Annotated in this window: 21 protein-coding genes; 6 read left to right on the forward strand and 15 right to left on the reverse strand. The window is 65.7% G+C overall.

The window, feature by feature from the left end:
* The first annotated feature begins 235 nt into the window (after positions 1–235).
* Both SKC42_RS00185 and SKC42_RS00190 read left to right on the forward strand, forming a co-directional pair.
* Entirely contained in the window at positions 236–1,702 is a 1,467-nt protein-coding gene (locus SKC42_RS00185; protein WP_330962333.1) for an aldehyde dehydrogenase family protein, read from the forward strand.
* Between the two features lie 25 nt (positions 1,703–1,727).
* Entirely contained in the window at positions 1,728–2,618 is an 891-nt protein-coding gene (locus SKC42_RS00190) for an SDR family NAD(P)-dependent oxidoreductase (RefSeq protein WP_330962334.1), read from the forward strand.
* A gap of 53 nt (positions 2,619–2,671) precedes the next feature.
* On the opposite strand, the gene SKC42_RS00195 is transcribed toward SKC42_RS00190, so the two are convergent.
* The 3 genes from SKC42_RS00195 to SKC42_RS00205 all read right to left on the reverse strand — a co-directional run bounded on the left by SKC42_RS00195 (position 2,672) and on the right by SKC42_RS00205 (position 5,411).
* On the reverse strand, positions 2,672–3,835 hold the full coding sequence (locus tag SKC42_RS00195) for a thiolase C-terminal domain-containing protein (RefSeq protein WP_330962335.1): 1,164 nt from the start codon (positions 3,833–3,835) through the stop codon (positions 2,672–2,674).
* Positions 3,832–4,191 carry a Zn-ribbon domain-containing OB-fold protein gene (locus SKC42_RS00200; RefSeq protein ID WP_330962336.1) on the reverse strand — a complete coding sequence of 120 codons (360 nt, stop codon included), beginning with the start codon at positions 4,189–4,191 and terminating at the stop codon, positions 3,832–3,834. The genes SKC42_RS00195 and SKC42_RS00200 overlap by 4 nt, the downstream gene beginning before the upstream one ends.
* A gap of 95 nt (positions 4,192–4,286) precedes the next feature.
* On the reverse strand, positions 4,287–5,411 hold the full coding sequence (locus SKC42_RS00205) for an amidohydrolase family protein (RefSeq protein WP_442931913.1): 1,125 nt from the start codon (positions 5,409–5,411) through the stop codon (positions 4,287–4,289).
* A 146-nt stretch (positions 5,412–5,557) separates the two neighbouring features.
* On the opposite strand from SKC42_RS00205, the gene SKC42_RS00210 reads away from it, so the two are divergent.
* Positions 5,558–6,853, forward strand: coding sequence for an acyl-CoA dehydrogenase family protein (locus tag SKC42_RS00210; protein WP_330962337.1), 1,296 nt, complete (start codon positions 5,558–5,560; stop codon positions 6,851–6,853).
* Between the two features lie 24 nt (positions 6,854–6,877).
* Here the strand turns inward: SKC42_RS00210 and SKC42_RS00215 are convergent, their stop codons facing one another.
* The 3 genes from SKC42_RS00215 to SKC42_RS00225 form a co-directional block, all read right to left on the reverse strand.
* Positions 6,878–7,630, reverse strand: a complete 753-nt coding sequence (locus SKC42_RS00215) for an SDR family NAD(P)-dependent oxidoreductase (protein ID WP_330962338.1) — start codon at positions 7,628–7,630, stop codon at positions 6,878–6,880.
* A gap of 2 nt (positions 7,631–7,632) precedes the next feature.
* On the reverse strand, positions 7,633–8,166 hold the full coding sequence (locus SKC42_RS00220; protein ID WP_330962339.1) for a PaaI family thioesterase: 534 nt from the start codon (positions 8,164–8,166) through the stop codon (positions 7,633–7,635).
* An 88-nt stretch (positions 8,167–8,254) separates the two neighbouring features.
* Positions 8,255–8,944, reverse strand: a complete 690-nt coding sequence (locus SKC42_RS00225) for a TetR family transcriptional regulator (protein WP_330962628.1) — start codon at positions 8,942–8,944, stop codon at positions 8,255–8,257.
* Between the two features lie 209 nt (positions 8,945–9,153).
* Here SKC42_RS00225 and SKC42_RS00230 point away from each other — a divergent pair, with 209 nt between their 5' ends.
* Positions 9,154–10,689, forward strand: a complete 1,536-nt coding sequence (locus SKC42_RS00230; protein WP_330962340.1) for an AMP-binding protein — start codon at positions 9,154–9,156, stop codon at positions 10,687–10,689.
* 44 nt (positions 10,690–10,733) lie between these two features.
* Here SKC42_RS00230 and SKC42_RS00235 read toward each other — a convergent pair whose 3' ends face one another.
* The 9 genes from SKC42_RS00235 to SKC42_RS00275 form a co-directional block, all read right to left on the reverse strand.
* Complete coding sequence (locus tag SKC42_RS00235) at positions 10,734–11,480, reverse strand: FadR/GntR family transcriptional regulator (RefSeq protein WP_330962341.1); 747 nt, start codon at positions 11,478–11,480, stop codon at positions 10,734–10,736.
* 147 nt (positions 11,481–11,627) lie between these two features.
* On the reverse strand, positions 11,628–12,842 hold the full coding sequence (locus SKC42_RS00240) for a CaiB/BaiF CoA transferase family protein (RefSeq protein WP_330962342.1): 1,215 nt from the start codon (positions 12,840–12,842) through the stop codon (positions 11,628–11,630).
* Between the two features lie 17 nt (positions 12,843–12,859).
* Entirely contained in the window at positions 12,860–13,978 is a 1,119-nt protein-coding gene (locus SKC42_RS00245) for an acyl-CoA dehydrogenase family protein (protein ID WP_330962343.1), read from the reverse strand.
* Positions 13,979–14,004: 26 nt separating this feature from the next.
* A complete protein-coding gene (locus SKC42_RS00250; RefSeq protein ID WP_330962344.1) occupies positions 14,005–15,195 on the reverse strand; it encodes an acyl-CoA dehydrogenase family protein in 1,191 nt (396 codons plus the stop codon).
* A gap of 8 nt (positions 15,196–15,203) precedes the next feature.
* Complete coding sequence (locus tag SKC42_RS00255) at positions 15,204–15,992, reverse strand: enoyl-CoA hydratase-related protein (RefSeq protein ID WP_330962345.1); 789 nt, start codon at positions 15,990–15,992, stop codon at positions 15,204–15,206.
* Positions 15,985–16,833: an enoyl-CoA hydratase-related protein gene (locus SKC42_RS00260; RefSeq protein ID WP_330962346.1), complete on the reverse strand. Its 849-nt coding sequence runs from the start codon at positions 16,831–16,833 to the stop codon at positions 15,985–15,987. Before SKC42_RS00260 ends, SKC42_RS00255 begins: the two co-directional genes overlap by 8 nt.
* Complete coding sequence (locus SKC42_RS00265; protein WP_330962347.1) at positions 16,826–17,719, reverse strand: SDR family oxidoreductase; 894 nt, start codon at positions 17,717–17,719, stop codon at positions 16,826–16,828. The genes SKC42_RS00260 and SKC42_RS00265 overlap by 8 nt, the downstream gene beginning before the upstream one ends.
* 21 nt (positions 17,720–17,740) lie before the next feature.
* On the reverse strand, positions 17,741–18,628 hold the full coding sequence (locus tag SKC42_RS00270; RefSeq protein WP_330962348.1) for an amidohydrolase family protein: 888 nt from the start codon (positions 18,626–18,628) through the stop codon (positions 17,741–17,743).
* A 10-nt stretch (positions 18,629–18,638) separates the two neighbouring features.
* On the reverse strand, positions 18,639–19,430 hold the full coding sequence (locus tag SKC42_RS00275) for an enoyl-CoA hydratase/isomerase family protein (RefSeq protein WP_330962349.1): 792 nt from the start codon (positions 19,428–19,430) through the stop codon (positions 18,639–18,641).
* Positions 19,431–19,601: 171 nt separating this feature from the next.
* On the opposite strand from SKC42_RS00275, the gene SKC42_RS00280 reads away from it, so the two are divergent.
* A complete protein-coding gene (locus SKC42_RS00280) occupies positions 19,602–20,825 on the forward strand; it encodes an acyl-CoA dehydrogenase family protein (protein WP_330962350.1) in 1,224 nt (407 codons plus the stop codon).
* Positions 20,822–22,039 carry a CaiB/BaiF CoA transferase family protein gene (locus SKC42_RS00285; protein WP_330962351.1) on the forward strand — a complete coding sequence of 406 codons (1,218 nt, stop codon included), beginning with the start codon at positions 20,822–20,824 and terminating at the stop codon, positions 22,037–22,039. Before SKC42_RS00280 ends, SKC42_RS00285 begins: the two co-directional genes overlap by 4 nt.
* The last annotated feature ends 13 nt before the right edge of the window (positions 22,040–22,052 follow it).

Here is a 22,052-nt window from a genome sequence, read left to right on the forward strand (position 1 = left end):
GCTCCCTGGTCTTCGCGCTTCGTGTTGGTTCTGCGGGATGTCACACGGCTGCGCTCATGCTGTCATTAATCTGAAAGATCTATCTGATACTGCGGTCGCGACGGCTGTGCTTGACATCACGTTACAGCGTAAGATTTAGTTGCCCAAGGCGTAACCCCGAGCGCGGCGACCCGTGACGCGCTCGAGCAACCGTTCCGCCGCGTGGGACGCGATCTGAGACAGAAAGGACCGCTCAATGGACAGCTATGAGGGCCGACTCTTCATTGACGGAGAGTTCCGGGAAGCCCGCTCGGGCAGGCGCTATGACGTCATCAATCCCGCCGACGAGTCGCTCGTCGGTACCGCTGCCGACGCCTCGGTCGATGATGTGGACGACGCGATCACGGCGGCGCGCCGGGCCGCCGACGAGACCGACTGGGGGACCAATCACGCGTTCCGGCGGCGCTGCCTCGAGCAGCTGCAGCTCGGTTTGCGTAAGGAAAGCCAGGAGCTCCGCGACCTCGTGACTGCGGAGGCCGGCGTGGTGTCTTCGGTGATCTCCACGCACGTCGATTTCTGGATCGACGGCATGGACTACTTCAACGACCTGTGCACGTCCTTCCCGTGGGAAGAAGATCTGCCCCCCTACGAGGTGCTCGGCATGCCAAGCGCCCACCGGGTGCGATACGAACCGTACGGGGTCGTCGGCGCCATCACGCCGTGGAACGCGCCGTTCATGACGGCCATCTGGAAGGTGCACCATGCGCTTGCCACGGGTAACACGGTCGTGCTGAAGAGCGCGCCGGACACACCACTCACCGCGGCACTGCTCGCCAAGGTTGCGGCGGAGACCAGCGACATCCCGCCCGGCGTGATCAACACGCTCAGCGGCGCGGACAAGGGCCTCGTCGGGGATGCGATGACGGCCGACGAGCGCATCGACCTCTTCCACTTCACCGGTTCGGCCGCTGTCGGTCAGCGCATCGCCGAGCGGGCCGCCAACGGGATCCGCCACACCGTGCTCGAACTCGGGGGCAAGTCCGCCAACGTCGTGCTGCCCGACGCGAACCTCGACATGGCCTGCGGCATGGGAGTGGCGATGTGCATGACGAGCAGCGGGCAAGGCTGCGCGCTGGGCACCAGGCTGATCGTGCACGCCGACATCTACGACGACGTGCTCGAGCGCCTTGCCACGCAAGTCGGCAACCTGCCCTGGGGTGACCCAAAGGACCCCACTAACGTCGTCGGCCCGATCATCCGCCTGGAGCAGTTGGAGCGCATGGAGGGGCTCGTCAACCGTGCCGTCGAGGCGGGTGCCCGCCTGCTGTGCGGCGGCAAGCGTGGGGACCGCAACGGCAAGGGCTTCTGGTACGAGCCGACGGTCCTTGCCGACGTCGACGAGAACTCCGAGATCGCCCAGACCGAGGTCTTCGGCCCGGTGCTCAGCGTCATCAGCTACGAGGGCGACGACGACGAAGCCGTGCGGATCGCCAACAACTCAAGGTACGGCCTGTCGGGATACGTGCAGTCCGGCGACGAGGAGCGCGCCTGGGCGGTAGCCCGCAAGCTCCGGGCCGGAACGGTGAACATCAACAACTCGTTCTACCTCGCGCCGGATGCACCTTTCGGTGGGTTCGGCATCAGTGGGGACGGCGTGGAGCACGGCATCGCGGGCTTCCGCGAGTACCTACGCATCAAAACCATCGCCAGCCCGGTCCACTGACCTCATCCACGAAGGAAGACGCAGAATGCGACTGCAAGACAAGGTAATTGCGATCACTGGCTCGGGTTCGGGCCTGGGTCGCGAAGCCGCCCTGCTGTTCTCGTCCGAGGGCGCCAAGATCGTCACCAGCGACGTGGTGCCGGGTCGGGCGAAGAAGGTGGCGCAGGAGGTGATAGCTGCCGGCGGCCAGGCCGTTGGGATCGACGCCGACGTGCGGATCGAGGCGGACATGGAGCGTCTCGTCGCGACAACGGTCGAGCAGTTCGGCCGACTCGACGTGATGTGGGGCAACGCCGGGATCCCGGAACCCGGATTCGGCATGACGCCGTTCACCGAGTCCGAAGTCGATGACTGGAACAACATCTTCGCGGTCAACGTGACGGGCATTTATCTCGCCTGGAAGTACGCGGCGAAGTGGATGATCGCCAACGGCCACACCGGCACCCTGCTGGCGACCACCTCGGCCGCAGCGTTCACGGCGTACCCGGGTTTCCCGATGTACACGGCGTCGAAGGCAGCCGCGAACGGACTGGTCCGCGCCGCCGCCTTTGAGTTCGGCAAATTCGGCATTCGGGCTATCGGGTTCGCTCCGACGCACGGCATGTCCGTGAACTTCGCGTTGCCCCCGAATGCCGAGGTGCTCGGGAAGTCCTACGAGGAGATGTCGCCCTGGGATCCGGACAAACGTGCGATGCCGCTTCGCCTCAACCGTCCACCGACGCTGCGCGACAATGCGAACGTGGCGCTGTTCCTCGCATCGGACGAGTCCGAGTACATGTCGGGACAGACTTTGTACTCGGCCGATGGCGGACAATTCGCCCGCACGTCGATCATCTTCCCGACCGATACCGGGGAGTCCGGCGACATCACGTCGGGGGCGATCCCCGACGACGTGCGCGAGCGCATCGACCGCTGAAGAGCCAATGATGGTGGCCCGCCGATTCCGATGTCGGCGGGCCATTTTCGTGGTCAGCCGGTGTGCAGCATGATTCCCTGAGCATTGAAGAAGAACCCGCCGACGGTGATCAGCGCACGCTTGGCGCCGTCGACCTGGCGCTCCCCCGCCCGACCCTGAAGTTGATGGACGGCTTCACGGATGTGGCCCGAGCCCTGGGTGGCGCCCTCGGAAAGCGAACCACCGTGCGGGTTGACCGGAATCCGCCCGTTGATGAGAACCCGGCCTTCGTCCGGGACCCAGTGCTGATGCAGGAATGCGCCTCCCTCACCAGGGCCGCACCACCCCGCGTTCTCGATCCAGTTCAGCGCAATCGGTGTGAATCCGTCGTACGGGAAGTAGACATCGACGCCGTCGATCCAGAAGTCGCCCTTGGCCTTCAGGGTCTCGATGACCACCTGCTGACCGTTCGCCCGTAGGCTGGCGGTTTGGTCCTCCTCGTTCGGCGACACTTGGCCCAGCACCGCCGCATTGATGAGGACCGGCGGCAACGGTAGGTCACGAGCACGCTCCGTGGTGGTCACGATGAAAGCGTCGGCACCGTCCACGGCGACATCCATGTCGTACAGGCACAACGGGTCGCGGATCATTCGGGCACCGAGGTAGTCATCCATAGACATCGGTGCACGCATCGCCGCGGCCGGGTTACGCGCGGCATTTGCTCGCGCGTTGAGCGCTACTATGCCGAAATCTTGGCGCCCCGTGCCGAATTCGTACATGTATCGCGATGCCCACGCCGTGTATCCGGCGGATGCGGCGACCGTATCGGGTCCAGGCTGCGGATCCGTGAGTCCGGGCGTGGCGATTCGCCGAAACGGATCCTTGAGCGCTCCACCAGTGTTCCATACGGCGCGATAGGCCGCGTGATACACCAGCACCGTCTCGCACAAACCGGCGTGAACCGCGGCCGCCGCCGTCGCAACGTGATCCACCATCGGGATCATGGGGTTCCCGAACCACGTCAGCCGCGGCAAGCCGAGCGCCGATTGCAGTTCATGTGCCGCGGGCCAGCTTCCACAAAGTCCGTCGATGTCGTCCTTACCCAAACCGCACTGGCGGATCACGGCGATCGCGGCCTCCGCGGCCAGCGAGGTCTGCGTGCGTCCGGAGTTCTTCGCGACGAAGCCGGTGGTTGCCGCACCCGCAATCGCCACGTTGTCCTTCAGGGCGTTTCTCACGAGGCGGCCTCGCTCAATTCGAAGACCGGAACCGGCATGCCGGCACGTTCGATCCAACCCAGCCGCACCCGCCTGCCGATGCGAATGGTGTCACCGTCTGCCCCGATCACGGTCGCGGTGAATCGCAACCCCGGCTGCTCGTCCAGTTCTACGGTTACGACCGGGTACGGCGTCGAGTAGTCGACACCGGGGGCCGGCGGGCCTTGGCGCAGGAAGATCGCCATGTAGATGGTGCCGCGTCCGGAAACCGGCGCCGACTCGACGTCGAACGACCAGCAATCCGGGCACACCGGCTTCGGTGGGGACTGCCAGCGACCACAGGTGCGGCATCTGCCCAGCAGTAGTCGGTGATCCAAGCGACCGCGATAGTGCTCGGCGTTGTCTTGCGTAATCGGTTGGCCGGGAAAGCGTTTGACCAGTTCCTCGTCGCTGATCGGTATCACGCGAGTGATCAGCTCTGCCTCAGGCTCAACTCACTGACATCCGGCACGTCGAACAGCTCCTCGAACGTGCCGCGCAGGACACGGTCGCGGATCTTTGGGTCCACGGAGTCGAAGATCTGGTGCAGCGTCTCTTGAGTGTGGCCGTAGGTGCCCTCGAGGTGCGGGTAGTCGTCGCCCCACGTCACGTTCCAGTAGTTGGTGTCCTTGATGACTTGGACGGCGCTGATGTCGTGCTGGAACGACGTGTACACCTGCGACCGGACGATTTCGCTCGGCAGGCGATCCAGGCGCGGCCGCACGAACATGCCGTGCTGCCGGTACGCCTCATCCATCCGGTCGCCGATCGCCGGCACCCAGCCGGCACCGCCCTCGGCGACAAGGACTTTCAGCTCTGGATGCCGATCCAACGCGCCGCTGGCCACCAGGTGCGAGACTACCCGCATGCCGGGGTAGGTGGTCTCCATGTAGTTGACCACGGCACCGCCGGGGCCCCGGTACACGACGGTCGCCCCGCCTGTGCCGATGTGATAGGCCAGTACAACGTTGTTCGCGGCAGCGGCCTCCCACAACGGATTCCAGCGTTCGAGTCCCCATTCCCTGTCCGCCGGCATCATGCAGGGCAGGAATATCGACTGGAAACCGTTCTCGCGGGCCCACTCGAGTTCTTTCACCGCGTCGTCGACGTCGACCAGCGGGACGATGGCGGGCGTGAAGATGCGGTTCTGTCGGGCCATGAACTCGTCCTTGGCCCACTCGTTCCAGGCGTGGGCGACCGCCCTGCTGAGCTCGGGATCGTCGATATTGGCCGACCAGAAGCCGGACGACGGAAAAGCGAGCTGGCAGCGGACACCTTCCTGCTCCAGATCCTGCAGTCGGATGTCAAGATCGCGGAAGCCGGGCGGACGCATCGCGTCCATGAAGTCATTGAGCTGTCGGTCGAGCCGCTTACCGTCAACATAGGTGATCTCGTACTTTTCACCACGCTCGGACCGCGGCGCGCGATCGGCCAGGTGCTTCGGCAGGCGCGACGTCCAGAGGTCTTGGGGCTCCATCACGTGCGAGTCACCGGAATGCGCCCAAATCTTTTCCCTCTCGATGGTCGGATCCACGGGGGAGGCGACTGTCTGAGTCAAGCTGATCACTCCTTATTCGCTGGTGCAGGCCATTCCGCAGTGAAGGAGCCCGGGGGCCCTGTGGTTGAGTTTGACTATACACTGTAATGTTGGATGCGCTCAACGATCAGACTGTTCGCAACCACGACGGAAAGGTCTTCCGCCCAATGCCGATCGACAATCGCGTCTCCGATGCACTCAACGTCGATGCGCTGCTGACCCCGGACGTGCTATCGACGTTGATGCGGTCGACGTGGACCTGGGACGATCGCGCGTTGCGGCGGGACCTGAGCGATCTGCTGGTCCGAGTGGACGCAGCCAACCTCGTCGGCGCACACGACGGCATCGACAAGTCGATTGCCACGGCCCTGCATGCGCAGGCCAGAGTGGTTGCTTCGGGCTTCGTCGCCACCGTGCTCGGCCCCAAGCTCGTCGCCGACACCGGTAATCCCCTGCGCTCGAAGTTCCTGGACCTCGCGATCGACCCCGTCCATTTCGGCAAGCAGGCGTATGCCGCGCGCAGAGCCGTCCGCGCCACGGCCGACGACTACTTCCGCGCCCACGCCGAGGGCATCGACTACGCGGTCGAATCCACCTGGTCTGGCCTGGTGTCGAAAGAGGGCACCGCCGGGCTGGGCACCGCCATGCGCGCCTACGGTCACAGTCTGTCGAAATCGACCTTCTTCGCGAGCAAAGCCCTTGCATGGCAGGCTGTATCGGCAGTGCAACGCTGCGGCGCCGCATCCCGATACGCGGACCGAATTCAAGCCGACGAGCTGATCGCGACGCTCGCGGCAGCCGAGGAGACGGGCTCTTGGGATCCCGCGCTGGTCACAACCCGCGCGGCGGTGACTGACGGCGAATGGTCGATCAGTGGCCGGAAGCACTACGTGTCCGGCGCCGATGCCGCCGACGTCATCTTCGTCATCGCACGGTCGACGGCGGGTCCGTCGTTGTTCGCGGTCGACGCCGGAAGCACCGGACTGCAGATCTGTGCACATGACGTCATCGATGCGACGCGGCCGCTGTTCGAGGTCACATTCCATGACACGCCCGCGACGCTGCTGGGCGTGGAGGGCAGCGGCGGCAAGCTGATGTCGACGCTCGTCGACCGCGCGACGACGGCACTGGCGGCCGAACAGGTCGGCCTCATCGAAGCGGCCATCACGGTGTTACGCAACACCGCCGACCGCGACGACCATCGCTTCGCCGAAGTCGTACTGGCGCACGCGGGGGCCCACGCCGTGTGGCAACGCGCATTGCTCGATCCGTCGCCCGAGGCCGCTGCGACGGCCCACATCGGGTGTTCCGCCGCCGCGGTGCACGTGGCGACGGCCGTCGCCGAGCTGTGCGACGACGACGCGCGGGCGACTCCCCTTGTTCTGCGTGGACTCTCCGGAAGCCTGCTCTTCGGTGGACCCGCGCTGTCGCACGAGCGACTGCTCGAGCGACTGGGCATCTAATTCCGCGGACGTCCTGCCGGAGAATCAGTCGCCGCCTCCGGTCAACATGATCGTCTCGCCGGTCACGTAGGACATGTCCTCGGACACCAGCGCCGCGACGGCTCGGCCGATGTCGGTCTCGGGATCACCCATGCGGCGCAACGGGATCTGACTCAGCTGACGCTGGAAGCGTTCTGGGTTCGCCTCCCGGAACGCTTCGGCGGCAGGCGAGGTTGCGGACGGAACCACCACGTTCACACGTATCCCGTCGGGACCCCACTCCCGCGCCGCAACACGGGACAGACCGCGGATCGCTTCCTTCGCCATAGCATAGGCGCCGAAGGTGCTGTTGCCGCGAATAGCGGTCTGCGATCCGAGATTCACAATCGAGCCGCCTCCCCTGGCCACCAAGTGCGGATGGGCCAGCTGCATGGCGAAGAACGTCGCCAATGCACCGCTGCGGATGCAGGTTTCGACATCATCATCGGTGATGTCGAGCAGCGGACGCTGCACGGCGGACTGAGCATTGTTGACAAGTATGTCCAACCCTCCGAGTCCCGCGACGGTGGCTGAGATCGCCGACTCGACGTGACTGCGCTCGCCGACATCGCACTGCAGGGCGATCGCCTTGGCGCCCAATGCCTGGATCTCGTCGGCTACGGCCTGACATTTTTCGAGTGTGCGACCGACAACAGCCACCGATGCGCCCTCCTTCGCGAGTGCAATGGCGATGCCGCGACCCACCCCTTGCCCGGCCCCCGTCACTAACGCCAGCTTGCCCGCCAATCGCTTGCTCATGGTCAGGTCGACCCCTCCGCCGCCGCGTCCTGCTCAGCGAGCCAGGCGCGGTGGCGGGCGAAGTGGCCAATATCTCGGGCAATCCAGATGCCCGTAGCCGTCGCGAGCACGGCCTCGCTCGGCAACAGCACCAATTCGCCTGAGATGAACCACTTCTGACCGTCGATCTTGTCGATCCACGCTCGCGCTTGCAGCGGGCGCTCGATGGGCACCGGCTTCTTGAAGTTCACCGTGAGCGTCGCGGTGACACTCAGCTGGTTGTGAGCGATTGGGACGTGCCCCAAGATCTCATCCATCACGGACGCAGTCCATCCGCCATGGGCCACGTTCGGCCCACCTTCGTGATCGCGCGGACACGCGAGGTTCGACGTCAGGACGTCGTCGTCACGCAGCTCCTCTTGCGTGACACCGAGCCGGCACCGGCCGGTCCGCATGCATGCCCCGCAGAGAGCGACGCCGCCGTCGCTGCGCGGCATGGCCTGGAAGTCGGCGCCGACCCACGATCCCAAATCGGATTCCCATGTGGTGTCGCTCATTTACATCCCTTCGACCACGGGCCCTGTCAACCGACAGTACACTGTACAGTCAGGCTGGCAAGCCAGGGCGGCGGGTCAGCGGCCGGATTCACTTCTTGGCGCGCGCAGCTCTCGGTCTGCGCCCGGGAGCCGTGCCGCGCGGTGCGGCCAGGCGTGTTCGCAGGCCCTCGATGATGGTGTCGACCCCGTAGGAGAAATAGTCCCGGCCGTGCAGCCCGGCCAGATGAGGTCGCAACTCGACGATGGTGTCCTCCAAGCCGGGCGGATCGAGATCGTCCTCAAACTCGATGACCTGATAGCGCCCGAACAGGTAGGTGTGGATCATCGCGTACGACAGGAAAACCTCGGGTCCTTCGAAGCCTGCGCTCATGAGGATCTGCATGATGCCGTTCATCAGCCGTCGGTCGGTGCTGCGCATCCGCTCCAACAAGATGGCCGCAATACCCGGGTGGCTGTGCAGCTGCGCGTCGATCCCGTCGATGACCGCACGCAGCCGCTGGTCCCACGGGCCGGAATCGGAGTCAGGCACCTCGACGCGCGAGAGCAGCTTGCCGGCCACGAGATCCAGCAGTTCCTGCTTGTCCGATACGTACCAGTAGGCGGCCATCGCCGACCGCTTCAGCTGACGCGACAGCCGCCGCATCGACAGCGCGTCCAACCCTTCGGCGCGAATGATCGCGAGTGCGGCCTCGACGATCTGCTCTTCGGTGAGCGCCGGAGGCTTGTTGCGAGCTGCGGGCCGTCGCGCTGCAGCGCTTGACCGGCTGTTGTCGGCTATCGCAGGCTCCGATCCTCCAGTGACGTCCGCTCAGATCGTAACCTCACCCGGCCAGGCCGACGAGGAGCCCGTGACACTCGTTTCTAGCGCGACACGGTGGTGATGGCCATCACCTTACAGTGTAATGTGGTTTAGGCGGTGGCCGGATCTGAGCGTCGTCTCCCTCCGGCATCGCGTCTCGGTCGACACGCGAGCGAATCAGGAGTGCAATGCCCGACCTCACTTTGTCCGACATATGCAGTGAGCACCGGCGGCGGTATCCGGATCGTCTGGCGGTAATCGACGGGCCGGTTCGCTACACCTGGCCTCAGTTCGACGATCGCGTGAATCAGGTTGCGCGGCTGCTCGCGCACCACGGCGTCGGACGGGGCGACCGGGTGCTGTGGCTGGCGCAGGGCTCGTCGAGATTTCTCGAGCTGATGATCGCGTGCGCCCGCCTCGGGGGCATGATCTGTCCGGCGAACTGGCGGCAGTCCGGCCAGGAACTCGCCTTCGTCATCGACGACTTCGACCCGAAGGTCATCGTTTGGCAGGGGGAGGAGATCGGGCCTCAGGTCGCCGAGGCACGCACGCTCGCCGGTGGGTCGGCGGTGTGGATCCGACACGACTCCGACGATCCCGACGCCTATGACCGCCGTGTCGCCGAGTTCGCCACGGATGCGGTCGAGTCCGATGCCGACCCGCACGACGCCCTTCTGGTCATCTACACCGCCGCCATCGTGGACCGACCGGCCGGATCGATGCTGTCTCAACGCAATCTGACGACGATGGCGACTCTCACGGGCAGGGTCACCGAGACCGACCACGAGAGCGTGTTCGTGAACTCCGGGCCTCTGTTCCACGTCGGCAACTTCCAGTTCGACTCGCTCCCGACGTTCGTCATGGGAGGCACGAACGTCTATGTCCGCCGCATCGACGAAGCGGAGTTGCTCAGGCTCATCGAGGCGGAGAAGGTGACGTCGGCGTTTCTGATGCCGCCGACGATCATGAAGATGTTGGAACTCAACAAGGACGCCGGACACGACATCAGCTCGCTGCGCCCCGGTCCATTCGCTCCGCTCTGGGGCAACGCGTTGCCCCCGGACGACCGCCTGTGGGCACAGCACACCGGCGGGTTCGGTCAGACGGAAGTCTCCGGACTGGCCCTGCTCAACGCGTGGGGGACGTCCGGTATCGGAAATTCCGGCCGACCTTCCCCGCTGTGTCAGGTGCGGATCGTCGACCCCCAGGGCAACGAGGTGCCCGATGGCACACCCGGGGAGATTGCGATCCGCGGCGACATTGTTCACCTAGGGTACTGGAACCGGCCGGCGACCAACGCGGCGCGAATGCGCAACGGCTGGTGGCACACTCGCGATCGAGGACGTCGTGAGGCTGACGGCACCATCGAGTTCATGGGCACACTGACGCGCATGATCAAGTCGGCGGCCGAGAATATCTATCCGCCCGAGGTCGAGACGTGCCTGACCGCGCACCCGGCCGTTAAGCAGGCCGCGATCATCGGGGTGCCCGACCCGAAGTTCACGCAATCGGTCAAGGCGATCGTGGTCCTCGAGGAGGGGCGGACGCTCACCGCCGCGGAGATCATCGAACACTGCCGCGAACGCATCGCGTCGTACAAGAAGCCGAAGTTCGTCGAGTTTGCCGAGGTGATCCCGACCGTGAACGGGGTGACGGATTACGACGCGCTGGACGCCGCTTACGGGGGCGGAGGCTATCCGGGCGGCGTCAACGTCGCGAGGTAGGAGACGTCACCTGCGCGGAGAGCGATTGGCCGGCCCGTGGTGTGTTATGACAGCACTTCGATCAGAGTGGAGTTGGCTTCGCCAACCATGTACGCTTCAGCCGCTTCGAGGTGGCGTCGCCAATGCCGTTGGGCGCCTTCTATATCGCCGTCGGAGAGCAGCTTGACAAGGCGGACATAGGCGCGCTGAGCCTGTTTGTTCACGGTGCTGCTGAATCCACGCGGGTGCGAGGCGATGTAGAGCGCGTTGTGAGCATCAATGATGTGGAACAGCATCTTGCTCAGCTCTGCCAGCGTTGTGTTACCGGTCAACTCCACAACGGCGGAGTGAATCTTCAGATCGTGCGCTGCGAAACCATCGTCGTCATTGACCAGTTCCTCGGCCTCGGTTGCCAACTCGCCGAGCGTCCGAACGGCGGGCTTGCGCTTGGAGCCGCCCAACATGCCTACCGCGGACACCTCGATCTCGGTGCGCGCCTGGTACACGTCGGTCAGCGTGGTGCCTTGGTATTGCATCAGGATTCCCATGTAACGGGCCGCGACCGCCCCGTCGGGTGCCAGCACGCGCCCCCCACCGCGGGCGCCACGCAGCACCGTGATGATCGCCTCGGACTCCAGGATCCGGAAAGCCTCACGCAGCGTCGGCCGGGACACACCGAATTTCTGCATCAGGACGGCTTCGTTCGGGAGGAGTTCGCCCGGCTTGAGTTCGCCGGTCACGATCTGGCGACGAAGTGTTGCTGCCACGAGTTCGCTGGCTTTTGGAATCTTGACGATCGTGGATTTCGTCATGTCGTCACACCATTGCTCAACGCCCCAGACACCTGCACCGCCTAGCCGGTAGAAATGAGTCCATCTGTTGGAATCATTGCATTGATTCTAATCCGACGACTCTATCCTGCGCGATCACAGCGAGGGGCGACTTGCGCGCGGCGATCGTCAGATGACGCCCGAACTGCGCCAGTGAGCGATGCGCTCGGCCGAAAAGCCGAGGTCGGAGAGGATGTCCTGGGTGTCCGCACCGAGTGTGGGCGCGGGACCGCGGATGTGGGCGGATGTCTCCGACAACGAGACGGGGAAGTCCGCGATCGGCGCCGGCCGCGGCAGACCCGGGTATGGAACGTCCACGAGGTGGCCGGTGAATTTGACTTGCGGGTCGTCGAGCGCCTCCTCGGGCCGCAGCACGGGGCCCGCCGCGATGCCCGCGCGAGCGAGCTCGCCGATGACGGTCTGCGTCGGCCGCCCGGCACACCACCGCGCGAACACGGCAGACAGTTCGTATCCGTTCTCCCCGCGAAGGGTGTCGGTGGCGAACCGGTCCTGCAGATACAGATCATCCCGTCCGACCAGTGAGCACCAGCGCTCGAACTGCCGGTCGCCGACCACCGACGCCATCACGAATCCATCGCCGGTCGCGTACACGTCGAACGGTCCCGACGTCTGGCCTCTGTTGCCCGTTGGCTGGCGCCGGACCCCAAGGACCTGGGCTTCCACGGTCTCGCGATTGCCCATCAAAAGACCGGTCTTCAGCAGCGATCCGTCGACCACCTGCCCACGTCCCGTCCGTGCCCGCGCAAGCAGCGCCGCGAGCACTCCCGTGGCGAGCAGATTGCCGGTCGAGAAGTCGATGTAGGGCACCCAGCACCGCGTCGGCGCACCCGGCTCGCCTGATAGGGCGATCGCACCGCTCATCGCCTGGATGGTGCCGTCGAATCCGATCCGCTCCGAGTACGGGCCGTCGTCACCGAACGCCGTCGCGGTGACCAGGACGATCCCCGGGTTGCGCGATTGCAGGGCCTGCCAATCCAGCCCCATCCGGCGCCTCGTCTCCCGGGGCAGATTGGCTATCACGACGTCGGCGCTGCCCACCAGGGCGTCGATGATCTCGGCCGCCTCGGGCCGATGTGCCGCGAGCGTGATCGCACGTTTGCCTCGATTACAGACCAGATACATTGCCCCCGAGCCGTCTTCGGCGACCGGCGCGATATACCGGTCGTCGCCACCACCCGGTCGTTCCACGCGGATGACCTCGGCTCCGAGGTCGGCCAGCAGCGCGCCGCACCAGGGGCCGGCCACGTGCTTGCCGAAATCGAGCACGCGCATTCCCGACAGGACACCGTCGGTGTCCACCGATGCCGCTAGTGGATCGGTCACTCCAGACCCGCCCCGGCTCAGTTCATGCCGATGAGTCGCGAGATCCGTTCCCGGTGCGCCGACGGACTACCGAAGAGCACTTCGGAGGACTTGGCCCGCTTGAAGTACAGGTGGGCGGGATGTTCCCAGGTGAACCCGATACCGCCGTGCATCTGAATGCTCTCCGCCGCAATGTGATAGAACGCCTGCGAGCAATAGACTTTTGCGATCGAAGCGGCGACTGCGGCGTCTTCCGCGCCAGCGGCCACCGCCGTGCCGGCATAGGCGGCAGCCGATCTGGCCGACTCGAGTTCCACCAGCATGTCCGCGCAGCGGTGCTTGATCGCTTGGAACGAACCGATCGGCCGGCCGAACTGCTCACGCACCTTCAGATAGGCCACGGTGGCGTCGAGCACTGCGGCGGCGCCCCCGACCTGCTCGCAAGCCAAGGCCACTATCGCGCTGTCGAACGTTGCCTCGAGCGCTGCCCATCCCGCCCCGTCCCCGCCCACGAGCACTGCGGGACAACGGTCGAAGGTCAAGGACGCCAGCCGTCGTGTCAGGTCCATCACCGGCTGCTGCTTGATCGTCAACCCGGTCGTGGCGGCGTCGACGGCGAACACGGACACTCCCCGCGGAGTACGGGCGGCCACCAGGATGAGGGCCGCCTCCGCACCGCTGAGCACGAACGGTTTGATCCCCTCGAGCACCCAGTCCGCACCTTCTGCGGTGGCCGAGACCGTGATGTCCGATTGACGCCACAGCTCAGCGTCTTCGGCGACGGCGACGGTGGCGATCGTTGAGCCATCGGCGATTCCGGGCAGGTAACGCCGGCATGCCTCATCGTCACCCGAACGCAAAAGCAGCGTGGACGCCAGGACGACGCTCGGCAGCAGCGGGCCGGTGAACAACGCGCGGCCGGTCTCTTCGAGGACGACCACGAGTTCGTCGAATCCGAAACCGGCGCCGCCCAGTTCCTCCGGTATCGCCAGCGCCTGCATGCCGATTTGCTCAGCTGCCGTCCGCCACGCTGCGGGGTCGTATCCCGGATCGCTGTCGACCTGCTTGCGCAGCTGGGCTTCCGATGAGTATCGCTTCAGAAACTCGCGAATGACGCCGCGCAGCTCTTCTTGCTCGGGGGTGGTGATCAACGCCATGGGTCAGCCTGCCAATCGTTGTGGGTTCAGATGCGAGGCAGCCCGAGCAGGCGCTCCGCGAGGATGTTGCGTTGGATCTCCGAGGTTCCGCCGTAGATCGTTTCGGCACGCGACAGGAGGAACAGCTTGCGCGCCTGCGCCGCTGAGTGCCCGGTGTCGGCGTAGACCGCCCGCGATCCGTGGACGTCCATGGCGAGTTCGCCCATGCGCTGGTGGTGCACGGACGCGAATAATTTCGCGCCGGCAGCGGTAGCGGCGGTCGCACAACCGGGTTCCAGCGCGGTGTCGTCGAGGAGGTCCGCCACCACCCGCAGGTTCGCCGACCGCATGACGCTCACACCGATGTAGGCGTCGACCAGGCGTCGGCGCAGCCACGGGTCATCCGCTGCACCGGAGCGTTTGGCCTCGGCAATGAGGTCATCGACTTCACGCTGCATGGCCAGCTGCATTGGCATGAGCGCACTTCCGCGTTCCATTCCCAGCGTGGTCATCACGACCTGCCAACCGTTGTCCACGCCGCCGACCACCATGTCGGCGCCGGCACGCGCGTCGCTGAAGAAGCACTCGCTGAACTCGCTTGATCCGGCCAGGTTTTCGATGGGCCGCACGTCGACGCCGGGCTGGTCGACATCCACCAAGAGCAGGCTCAATCCCTTGTGCCGCAATGAGGCATCGGGGTTGGTCCGGCACAGCACATAGAGCCAGTCGGCATGCTGACCGAAAGTCGTCCAGATCTTCTGCCCGTCGATGCGCCATCCTTCGCCGTCGGCGACGGCCTTGGTGCGGACGGCGGCCAGGTCCGATCCGGCGCCGGGTTCGCTGAAACCCTGCCCCCACATCTCCTCCACCGCGAGAATGCGCGGGAGGAACCTGGCCTTCTGCTCGCCGGTGCCGAACGCCAACAGCGTGGGTCCGAGCAATTCGAAGGCCTGCGTGTTCACCCGTGCGGGTGCCGCCGCGCGCGCGTACTCGTACTCGAACACGATCTCCTCGGCCAGCCCGAGGCCCCGGCCCCCGTATTCGGCCGGCCACGTGAGGCCGAGCCAGCCGCCATCCGACAGCTCGCGCTCCCAGGCCACCCGGACCTCCCAGGCGGTGTCGTCGGTGGGACTCCCAACCCCGCGATGGGCGGCGAATTCACCCACCAGGTGCTCGGACAGCCAGGTTCGCACTTCGTCGCGGAATTCTCTCTGCGCGGGAGCGATGTCGATTTCCACGCCACCACCTAAATGTTCAGCGGCCGGTACGGCGCGAAGGCCGGTGGACGTCTCTCGGCGAGGCTGGCGACGCCTTCAGCGAAATCGGGCTGCGCCTTGGCCAACGTGAGCAGGTACTGGGCTCGTACGCGAGCCGCCTCCATGGTCGACTCGCAGTCCCGCCACACCTGTGACTTGATCATGGCCATGGCGACTGGCGACACCGTTGAGGCCAGCTGGTGGGCGAATGCGACGGCGTCGGCGAGCACTTCGCCTGGTTCCGAAATCTTTTGCACCACACCGATTTCGAACGCCTCTTCGGCGAGGAAGACTCGCGCGGAGGCCAGCAGGTCGAAGGCGCGCGCGGGTCCGGCGAGGCGGACCAGCATCCAGGCGGTCGCGTCCTCCGCCGGCAGGCCGCGCTTGGCGAACGCCGTGCTGAACTTGGCACCGACGACCGCGAAGCGGTAGTCGAAGTTGAGCGCCTGCGCCAATCCGATGCCCGCGCACGCGCCGTTGATCGCTCCCACGATCGGCTTGGGGATCGTGGTGGCGTACGTCTGCGGACGCCGATCCGAGGTGTACTGAGCGCCGCCGGAGATGTCGGCCAGCACCGCGGGATCTAGCCCGGGTACGAAGGAGTCGCCGGCACCGGTCACGACCACTGCGCGGACGCGGTCGTCGGCGGCGGCCCGGTCGAGCGCCGCGTAAAACTCGGTCTCCATCTGCGCGGTCCACATGTTGCGTCGTTCGGGTCTGTTGAGCGTGACGACGGCGGCACCGCCGTCGTCGACGTCGTAGAGCACGGTCTCAGTCATGTGACTTCTCCCATCCACCCTCGACCGGAGGAATCGGGGCGTGCTTGGCAGAGGTGAAGTTCGGCGCCCGTTTTTCCAGGAACGACCGCGCGCCTTCAGAGCAGTCCTGCTGTCGCCCCATCCATCGGAACGCCTCCCATTCGCGGTAGAACGCGAACTCCCGGTCGGGGGTCTGCAGCATGTCGTAGAACAGTTCTTTGGTGACTCCGACCGCGGCAGGCGACGTGTTTGTGACGATATCGAGTGCAATCTGGTTGGCGCGAGCCAGCACCCGTTCTCCGGGTACCGCCTCGTTGGCCACGCCTAGTTCCTGCGCTTCCGCTCCGCTGAAGATCCGTCCGGTCAATAGGAGTTCTAACGCGGTGCCCGCGCCGACGAGCTTGGGCAGCAGCCACAGTGAGTTCTGCTCGGGAATCAGCCCGCGGCGGGTGAACACGAACCCGTACTTCGCGTCGGCGTTGACGACGCGGATGTCCCACTGCAGCGGGAACGTCAGACCGATTCCGACGGCGGATCCGTTGAGGGCGCCGATGATCGGCGTTCGCAGCCGCCAGGGTCGCGGCCTGGCGGCCACGATCGCGCGGGCGCGACGATGCTGCTCGTCGTCGAACGCGAAGCTGGACCCGCCGGGTTCCATATCGGCCCCAGCGGAGAAGAGCTTGCCGGCACCGGTGACGACGATGGCCCGGATGTCCTCGTCGCGGTCGAGGCTATCCAGCGCGAGGTGCAACCGGTCCTGCATCGCCGAGGTGAACGCGTTGCCGCGGTCGGGCCGGTCCAGCCACACCGTGGCGATCCGGTCCTCGCGCTCGACGCGAACGCCGTCGACCGTCTCACTCACGCGGTTTGCCCGACCCGTCCGAGTTCGGGCGTGCCTGGGCGAGCAGCCCCGGGATGACCTCCCCCAATTCGGCCGGGTCCCAGCGGGCGTCGCGGCTGACACCGGGGCCGGCGACCCAGCCTTCGGCCACCGAAATGGACCCGCCTTTGACGTTGAACACCCGGCCGGTGACGCCGGCCGCTTCTTTTGAGGCCAGCCAGACCACGATCGGAGAGATGTTGGCCGGCGATCCGGCGTCGAACCCGGTGCGCTCCTTGATCTCTGTCATCGCGGCGACGTAGGCGTCCAGGCCGGCGGTCATCTGGGTAAGAGCACTCGGCGCGATGGCATTTACCGTGATGCCCAAGCGCGCCAATTCATCCGAGAGGATGACGGTGAACGAGGCGATGGCCGCTTTGGCCGCACCGTAGTTCGACTGGCCGACGTTGCCGTACAGACCGGAGGGCGACGAGGTGTTGATGATCCGCGGGTTGTCGACGGGGTGACCCCCCTTGTCCCGCTCGCGCCAGTACGCCACCGCGTGCTTGGTGGGGGCGAAGGTTCCGCGCAAATGCACTTTGATCACCGCGTCCCACATGTCGATGTCCATGTTCACGAACATCTTGTCGCGCAGAATTCCGGCGTTGTTGACCAGAACGTGCAGGTCTCCGAAGGTCTCTAGGGCGGTCTGGATGAGGCGCCCGGCACCGTCCCAATCGGACACGTCGTCGCCGTTGGCGACGGCCTCTCCTCCTGCCTCCTTGATCTCATCGACCACATCACCCGCGGGCCCGAGGTCGTTCACGACGACCTTGGCGCCCTGCCGCGCGAACTCGAGCGCATGCTCACGGCCGATGCCGCCGGCCGCGCCGGTGACGATGACGATTCGCCCGTCGTGTAGGCCCACTCCTGATTCCCTTCTGCTTTCTTATCGGGTCGGCCCGAAGACCGCGCGTGCGTTCGCTCCCAGGTAGCCGCGTCGGGATTCACCGCTTAGGGCAAGCGCCCGACCTTCGGTGATCGTGCGGTCGAACGCGAGGATCGGGTAGTCGGACGCCCACATGAGCTTGCGGGGGTTGCGGCGCTCGGCGAAGCGAATGACGTCCTCGGCGACGTACTTCGGCGCCCACCCGGCGGTCATCGCGTAGACATTGGGGTGCTTGACCAACATCGCGATCGTTTCCGAAATCCACGGGTCGCCGAGGTGACTCATCACGACCTTGAGGTCCGGAAAGGCCAGGGCCACCTCGTCGATCAGGATGGTGCGTTGCAGTTTCGCCGGTTTCATCGGGCCCGGAACGCCGACGTTGATCGAGACGACGGCGTCCTCGTCGCATGCCGCGGTGTACAGCGGGTAGGCGAGCTTGTCGTCGATCGCGATGCCGGTGAACATGGGAATGATCCGGACGCACTTGATCCCATACTCGCGCACGGCGATTCGCATGTGTTTGGCCGCCTCGTAGCCCAGCCGCGGATCGATGCCCACGCTGGTGACGAACCGGCCGGGGTAATCCGCCTGGATCTTCGCAAGTCGCTCGCAGGTCTCTCGCAGTACCTGTTCGCCCGTCTTGGTGCCGTGCACGAACGGTGGGGTGATGTCGCGGGGGGCTTTGGAGAGCACACCGCCGGCGATGCCCAGTCGATCCATTTCTGCGATGACGTCCGCCATGGTCTCGCCGCCCTCATAGGCGCTGTTGCCGCGCTTGAAACGCGCGACGACGGACGGATCCGGAGTCACCTCCCCCGGCAGGTAGGGCAGGTTGATCCAGGCGTCGAAAACGTCTTCCGGGTCCAATGCGGCGGTATCGGTGCTCACCGGTTGCTCCTCATCTGCCGACGTACTTGGGTGGGCGCTTTTCCTTCATGGCCGCCAGCGCCTCCGCCGCATCCTCGGTCACGGCGACCACCGCGAAGTGCGAGGAGATGAGATCCAATGCCGTGCGCCGGTCGACCTCGGCGGACTGGTAGGTGGCGCGTTTGATCATGCGCACCGTCACCGGCGCGTGCTGTGCGATCGACTCCGCAAACTTCACCGTCTCCGCCGCCAGGGTCTCCGGAGTGGCCAACCGGTTGACGAGTCCGATGCGTAGCGCCTCGTGGGCATCGATGAAGTCCCCGGTCAAGAGCAGCTCGAGGGCCTTGGACGTACCGACGATGCGCGGCAGGTAGTAGGCGCCCCCGTCACCGGGGGTCAGTCCCACCCGGACGTAACCTTCGGACACCTTGGCCGACGTCGACATGATGCGCATATCGCACATCAGCGCCATGTCCAGGCCCGCGCCCACCGCGACACCGTTGATCGATGCGATCACCGGCTTGTCCAGATCGGCCAGCGCGTGCGCAATCTGATGGATCTCGTCGTGAAGTTGGCTTTTGCGCTGCAGGGGGGTCAGGTTGGGGTCGGCATTCGAGATGGAGGAGAGGTCCACGCCGGAGCAGAACGCCTTATCTCCCGCACCGGTGAGCACCAGCACGCGCACGTCGTCGTCGTGCTTGGCCGCGCGCAGCAGCCGGGCCCATTCATGGATCATCTCGAAGGTGAATGCGTTGCGCGCTTCGGGCCGGTTGAGCCGAATGGTGCCCACGCCGTCGCGCACGGACCATTGCAGTTCGTCCAACGCGGGCCTCCTCGACGGCGGAGTCCGGTCGACAGGAGGTCCTGTGTTCACCGGGCAGTTAATCAGTTAACTTATTTTACTATAGGACAGTCCACGGTCGATGGACAGCCTCGATGGGCGCGAACGGACCGGCCCTCGTTTAATCAGCTAACTCATTGTACTATCCAGGTCATGTCGTCGTTCTCGGACAACTTCGGTTCGCTTCCCCTGTCGGATGGCGATCGCGAATTCCGCGAGGAGGTGCGTACCTGGCTCGACGAGCATCTGGTCGGCGACTTCGTCGGCACGGCGGACCGCGGTGGTCCCGATGACGATGACAATTGGGAGCTGCGCCGCGCCTGGGAACGCGAGCTCGCTGCGGGCAACTGGCTCGGCCTGTCCTGGCCCGCCGACTACGGCGGTCGGTCGGCGTCGATGACGCAGGAGATCATCTTCGCCATGGAGTGCGCGCGGGCACAATCGCCGCCGCGTGCGGCGTTTCACGGCGAGACTCTCATGGCGCCGACCGCGTTGGCTTACGGCACGCCCGAGCAGAAGCAGCGGCTACTGCCTCCGATGTCGCGGTCCGAGATCGTCTGGTGTCAGGGGTATTCCGAACCCGGCGCCGGCTCTGATCTGGCCAACATCTCGACGCGCGCGGAACGCGACGGCGACGAGTGGGTCATCACCGGACAGAAGATCTGGACGACGTTTGCCCACCACGCGGACTGGATCTTCGCCATCGTGCGCACCGAACCGGGCTCCATTCGGCACGCCGGGTTGTCCTACATGCTGATCCCCCTGGATCAGCCCGGCGTCACCGTGGTGCCGATCCGAACGATGCTCGGCGACAGTGGATTCAACGAGGTGTTCTTCGACGCGGCCCGCACCTCGGCCGACAACGTCCTGGGCGCCGAGGGCAATGGGTGGGCTGCGGCGATGACCACCCTGGGCCACGAGCGGGCCACCTCGGTCCTGAATTACCAGTTCTCCTTCCGGCGCGAGATGCGCCAGTTGCAGGAGCTAGCTCGCCGCCGCAACGCGCTCGCCGACCCGATCCTGCGCCACCAACTCGTCGACTCCTACGTCGGCCTGCAGATCATGGCCTACAACAACCTCAGGTCGTTGTCGGCCGCGCTGCGCGACGGACAGTTCGGGCCCGAGGCGTCGATCGGCAAGTACTACTGGGCCAAGTGGCATCAGCATTTCAGCGAGGTCGCCATGGACGTGCTCGGTTCCGACGCGCTACTGGGCACCGAGTGGTCGACCGGACCCGACGCGGAGTCGGAAGCCGTGCGACGGACGTTCATCCGGGCCCGCGCCGAGACCATCTACGCCGGCACCAGCGAGATCCAGAAGAACATCATCAGCGAACGCGTGCTCGGCCTGCCCCGTGAGCCCAAGAGGTCGGCGTGAACGGTCCACTCACCAGGGTCCGGGTGCTCGATCTGAGTCGAATCCTTGCCGCCCCCTTGACCTCTCAGCTGCTCGCCGACATGGGAGCCGAAGTCATCAAGGTGGAACGGCCCGGCGTCGGTGATGACGCCCGGCAGTACGGGCCACCTTTCTTCGGGGCGCCCGAAGACGCGATTTCCGGGTTTTACCTGAGCGCCAATCGCAACAAGCGCTCGATCACCATCGACCACTCGCGGCCCGAGGGCGCAGCGCTGGTCACGGACTTGGCGACGCGCTCGGACGTGCTGATCGAGAACTTCCGCAGCGGGGTGCTCGCGAAGTACGGACTGGACTACGAGGCTCTTCGGCCGCACAACTCCCGGCTCATCTACTGCTCGGTCACCGGCTTCGGCCAGTCCGGGCCGTACGCGCAGCGCGCCGGCTACGACGGCGTCTTCCAGGCCATGAGCGGAATGATGAGCGTCTCCGGCGTCCCGGACGGCGAACCCGGCGCCGGCCCGATGAAGGTCGGCGTTTCGATGGTCGACGTGCTGACGGGCCTGTACGCCGCTTCGGCGATCCTCGCGGCGCTGCATCACCGCGACACGGTCAGCGGTACAGGCCAGTTCATCGACCTGGCCTTGCTGGATTGCGGTGTGGCGTCGCTGTCCCACTACGTGCAGAACTACCTGGTGTCCGGTATCGCCGCGCCGCGTCGGGGCAATGGCGGCTTCGGCGGCATCCCGTCGCAGGCGTTCGCGTGCGCGGACGCGGAGATCTTCGTCGTCGCCTCGACGCCGAATCAGTGGGCGGGCCTCGCCAGGGCACTCGGGCGCCCCGAACTGGCGTCGGACCCACGGTTCGCCACCGTGTCGGCGCGCATCGCCAACCGCGACGCTGTGTTGGCAGTCCTCGACGAGATTTTCGCGCAGCGCAACGCCGAGTACTGGATCGCCAGGCTGGAGGCGGAGGACGTCCCGGTGAGCCCGGTGAACGACATGGAGGGCGTGTTCGCGAATCCCCAACTCCAACACCGCGGAATTCGGCGCAGCGCGCGGATGGATGGTGGGCGACCCGTCGACCTAGTGGCCAATCCCATCCGGTTCTCCGACACGCCGATCGACACCTATATCGCACCGCCCTCGCTTGGCCAGCACACCGAGGAGATCCTGCGCACGGTGCTGGCCAAGTCGGATGACGACATTCGAAAGCTGCACGAGTGCGGCGCCATCTAGCACGTTCCAGACG

Source organism: Mycobacterium sp. 050134, assembly GCF_036409085.1.
GTDB lineage: Bacteria > Actinomycetota > Actinomycetes > Mycobacteriales > Mycobacteriaceae > Mycobacterium.

Bases quoted from the DNA above. Each gene is read 5' to 3' on its own strand.
- SKC42_RS00245 (WP_330962343.1), bottom strand. From the start codon at position 13,978: ATGGCGTTGATCACCACCCCCGAGCAAGAAGAGCTGCGCGGCGTCATT.
- SKC42_RS00220 (WP_330962339.1), bottom strand. From the start codon at position 8,166: ATGAGCGACACCACATGGGAATCCGATTTGGGATCGTGGGTCGGCGCC.
- SKC42_RS00190 (WP_330962334.1), top strand. From the start codon at position 1,728: ATGCGACTGCAAGACAAGGTAATTGCGATCACTGGCTCGGGTTCGGGC.
- SKC42_RS00185 (WP_330962333.1), top strand. From the start codon at position 236: ATGGACAGCTATGAGGGCCGACTCTTCATTGACGGAGAGTTCCGGGAA.
- SKC42_RS00235 (WP_330962341.1), bottom strand. From the start codon at position 11,480: ATGACGAAATCCACGATCGTCAAGATTCCAAAAGCCAGCGAACTCGTG.
- SKC42_RS00210 (WP_330962337.1), top strand. From the start codon at position 5,558: ATGCCGATCGACAATCGCGTCTCCGATGCACTCAACGTCGATGCGCTG.
- SKC42_RS00215 (WP_330962338.1), bottom strand. From the start codon at position 7,630: ATGAGCAAGCGATTGGCGGGCAAGCTGGCGTTAGTGACGGGGGCCGGG.
- SKC42_RS00255 (WP_330962345.1), bottom strand. From the start codon at position 15,992: ATGACTGAGACCGTGCTCTACGACGTCGACGACGGCGGTGCCGCCGTC.
- SKC42_RS00230 (WP_330962340.1), top strand. From the start codon at position 9,154: ATGCCCGACCTCACTTTGTCCGACATATGCAGTGAGCACCGGCGGCGG.
- SKC42_RS00280 (WP_330962350.1), top strand. From the start codon at position 19,602: ATGTCGTCGTTCTCGGACAACTTCGGTTCGCTTCCCCTGTCGGATGGC.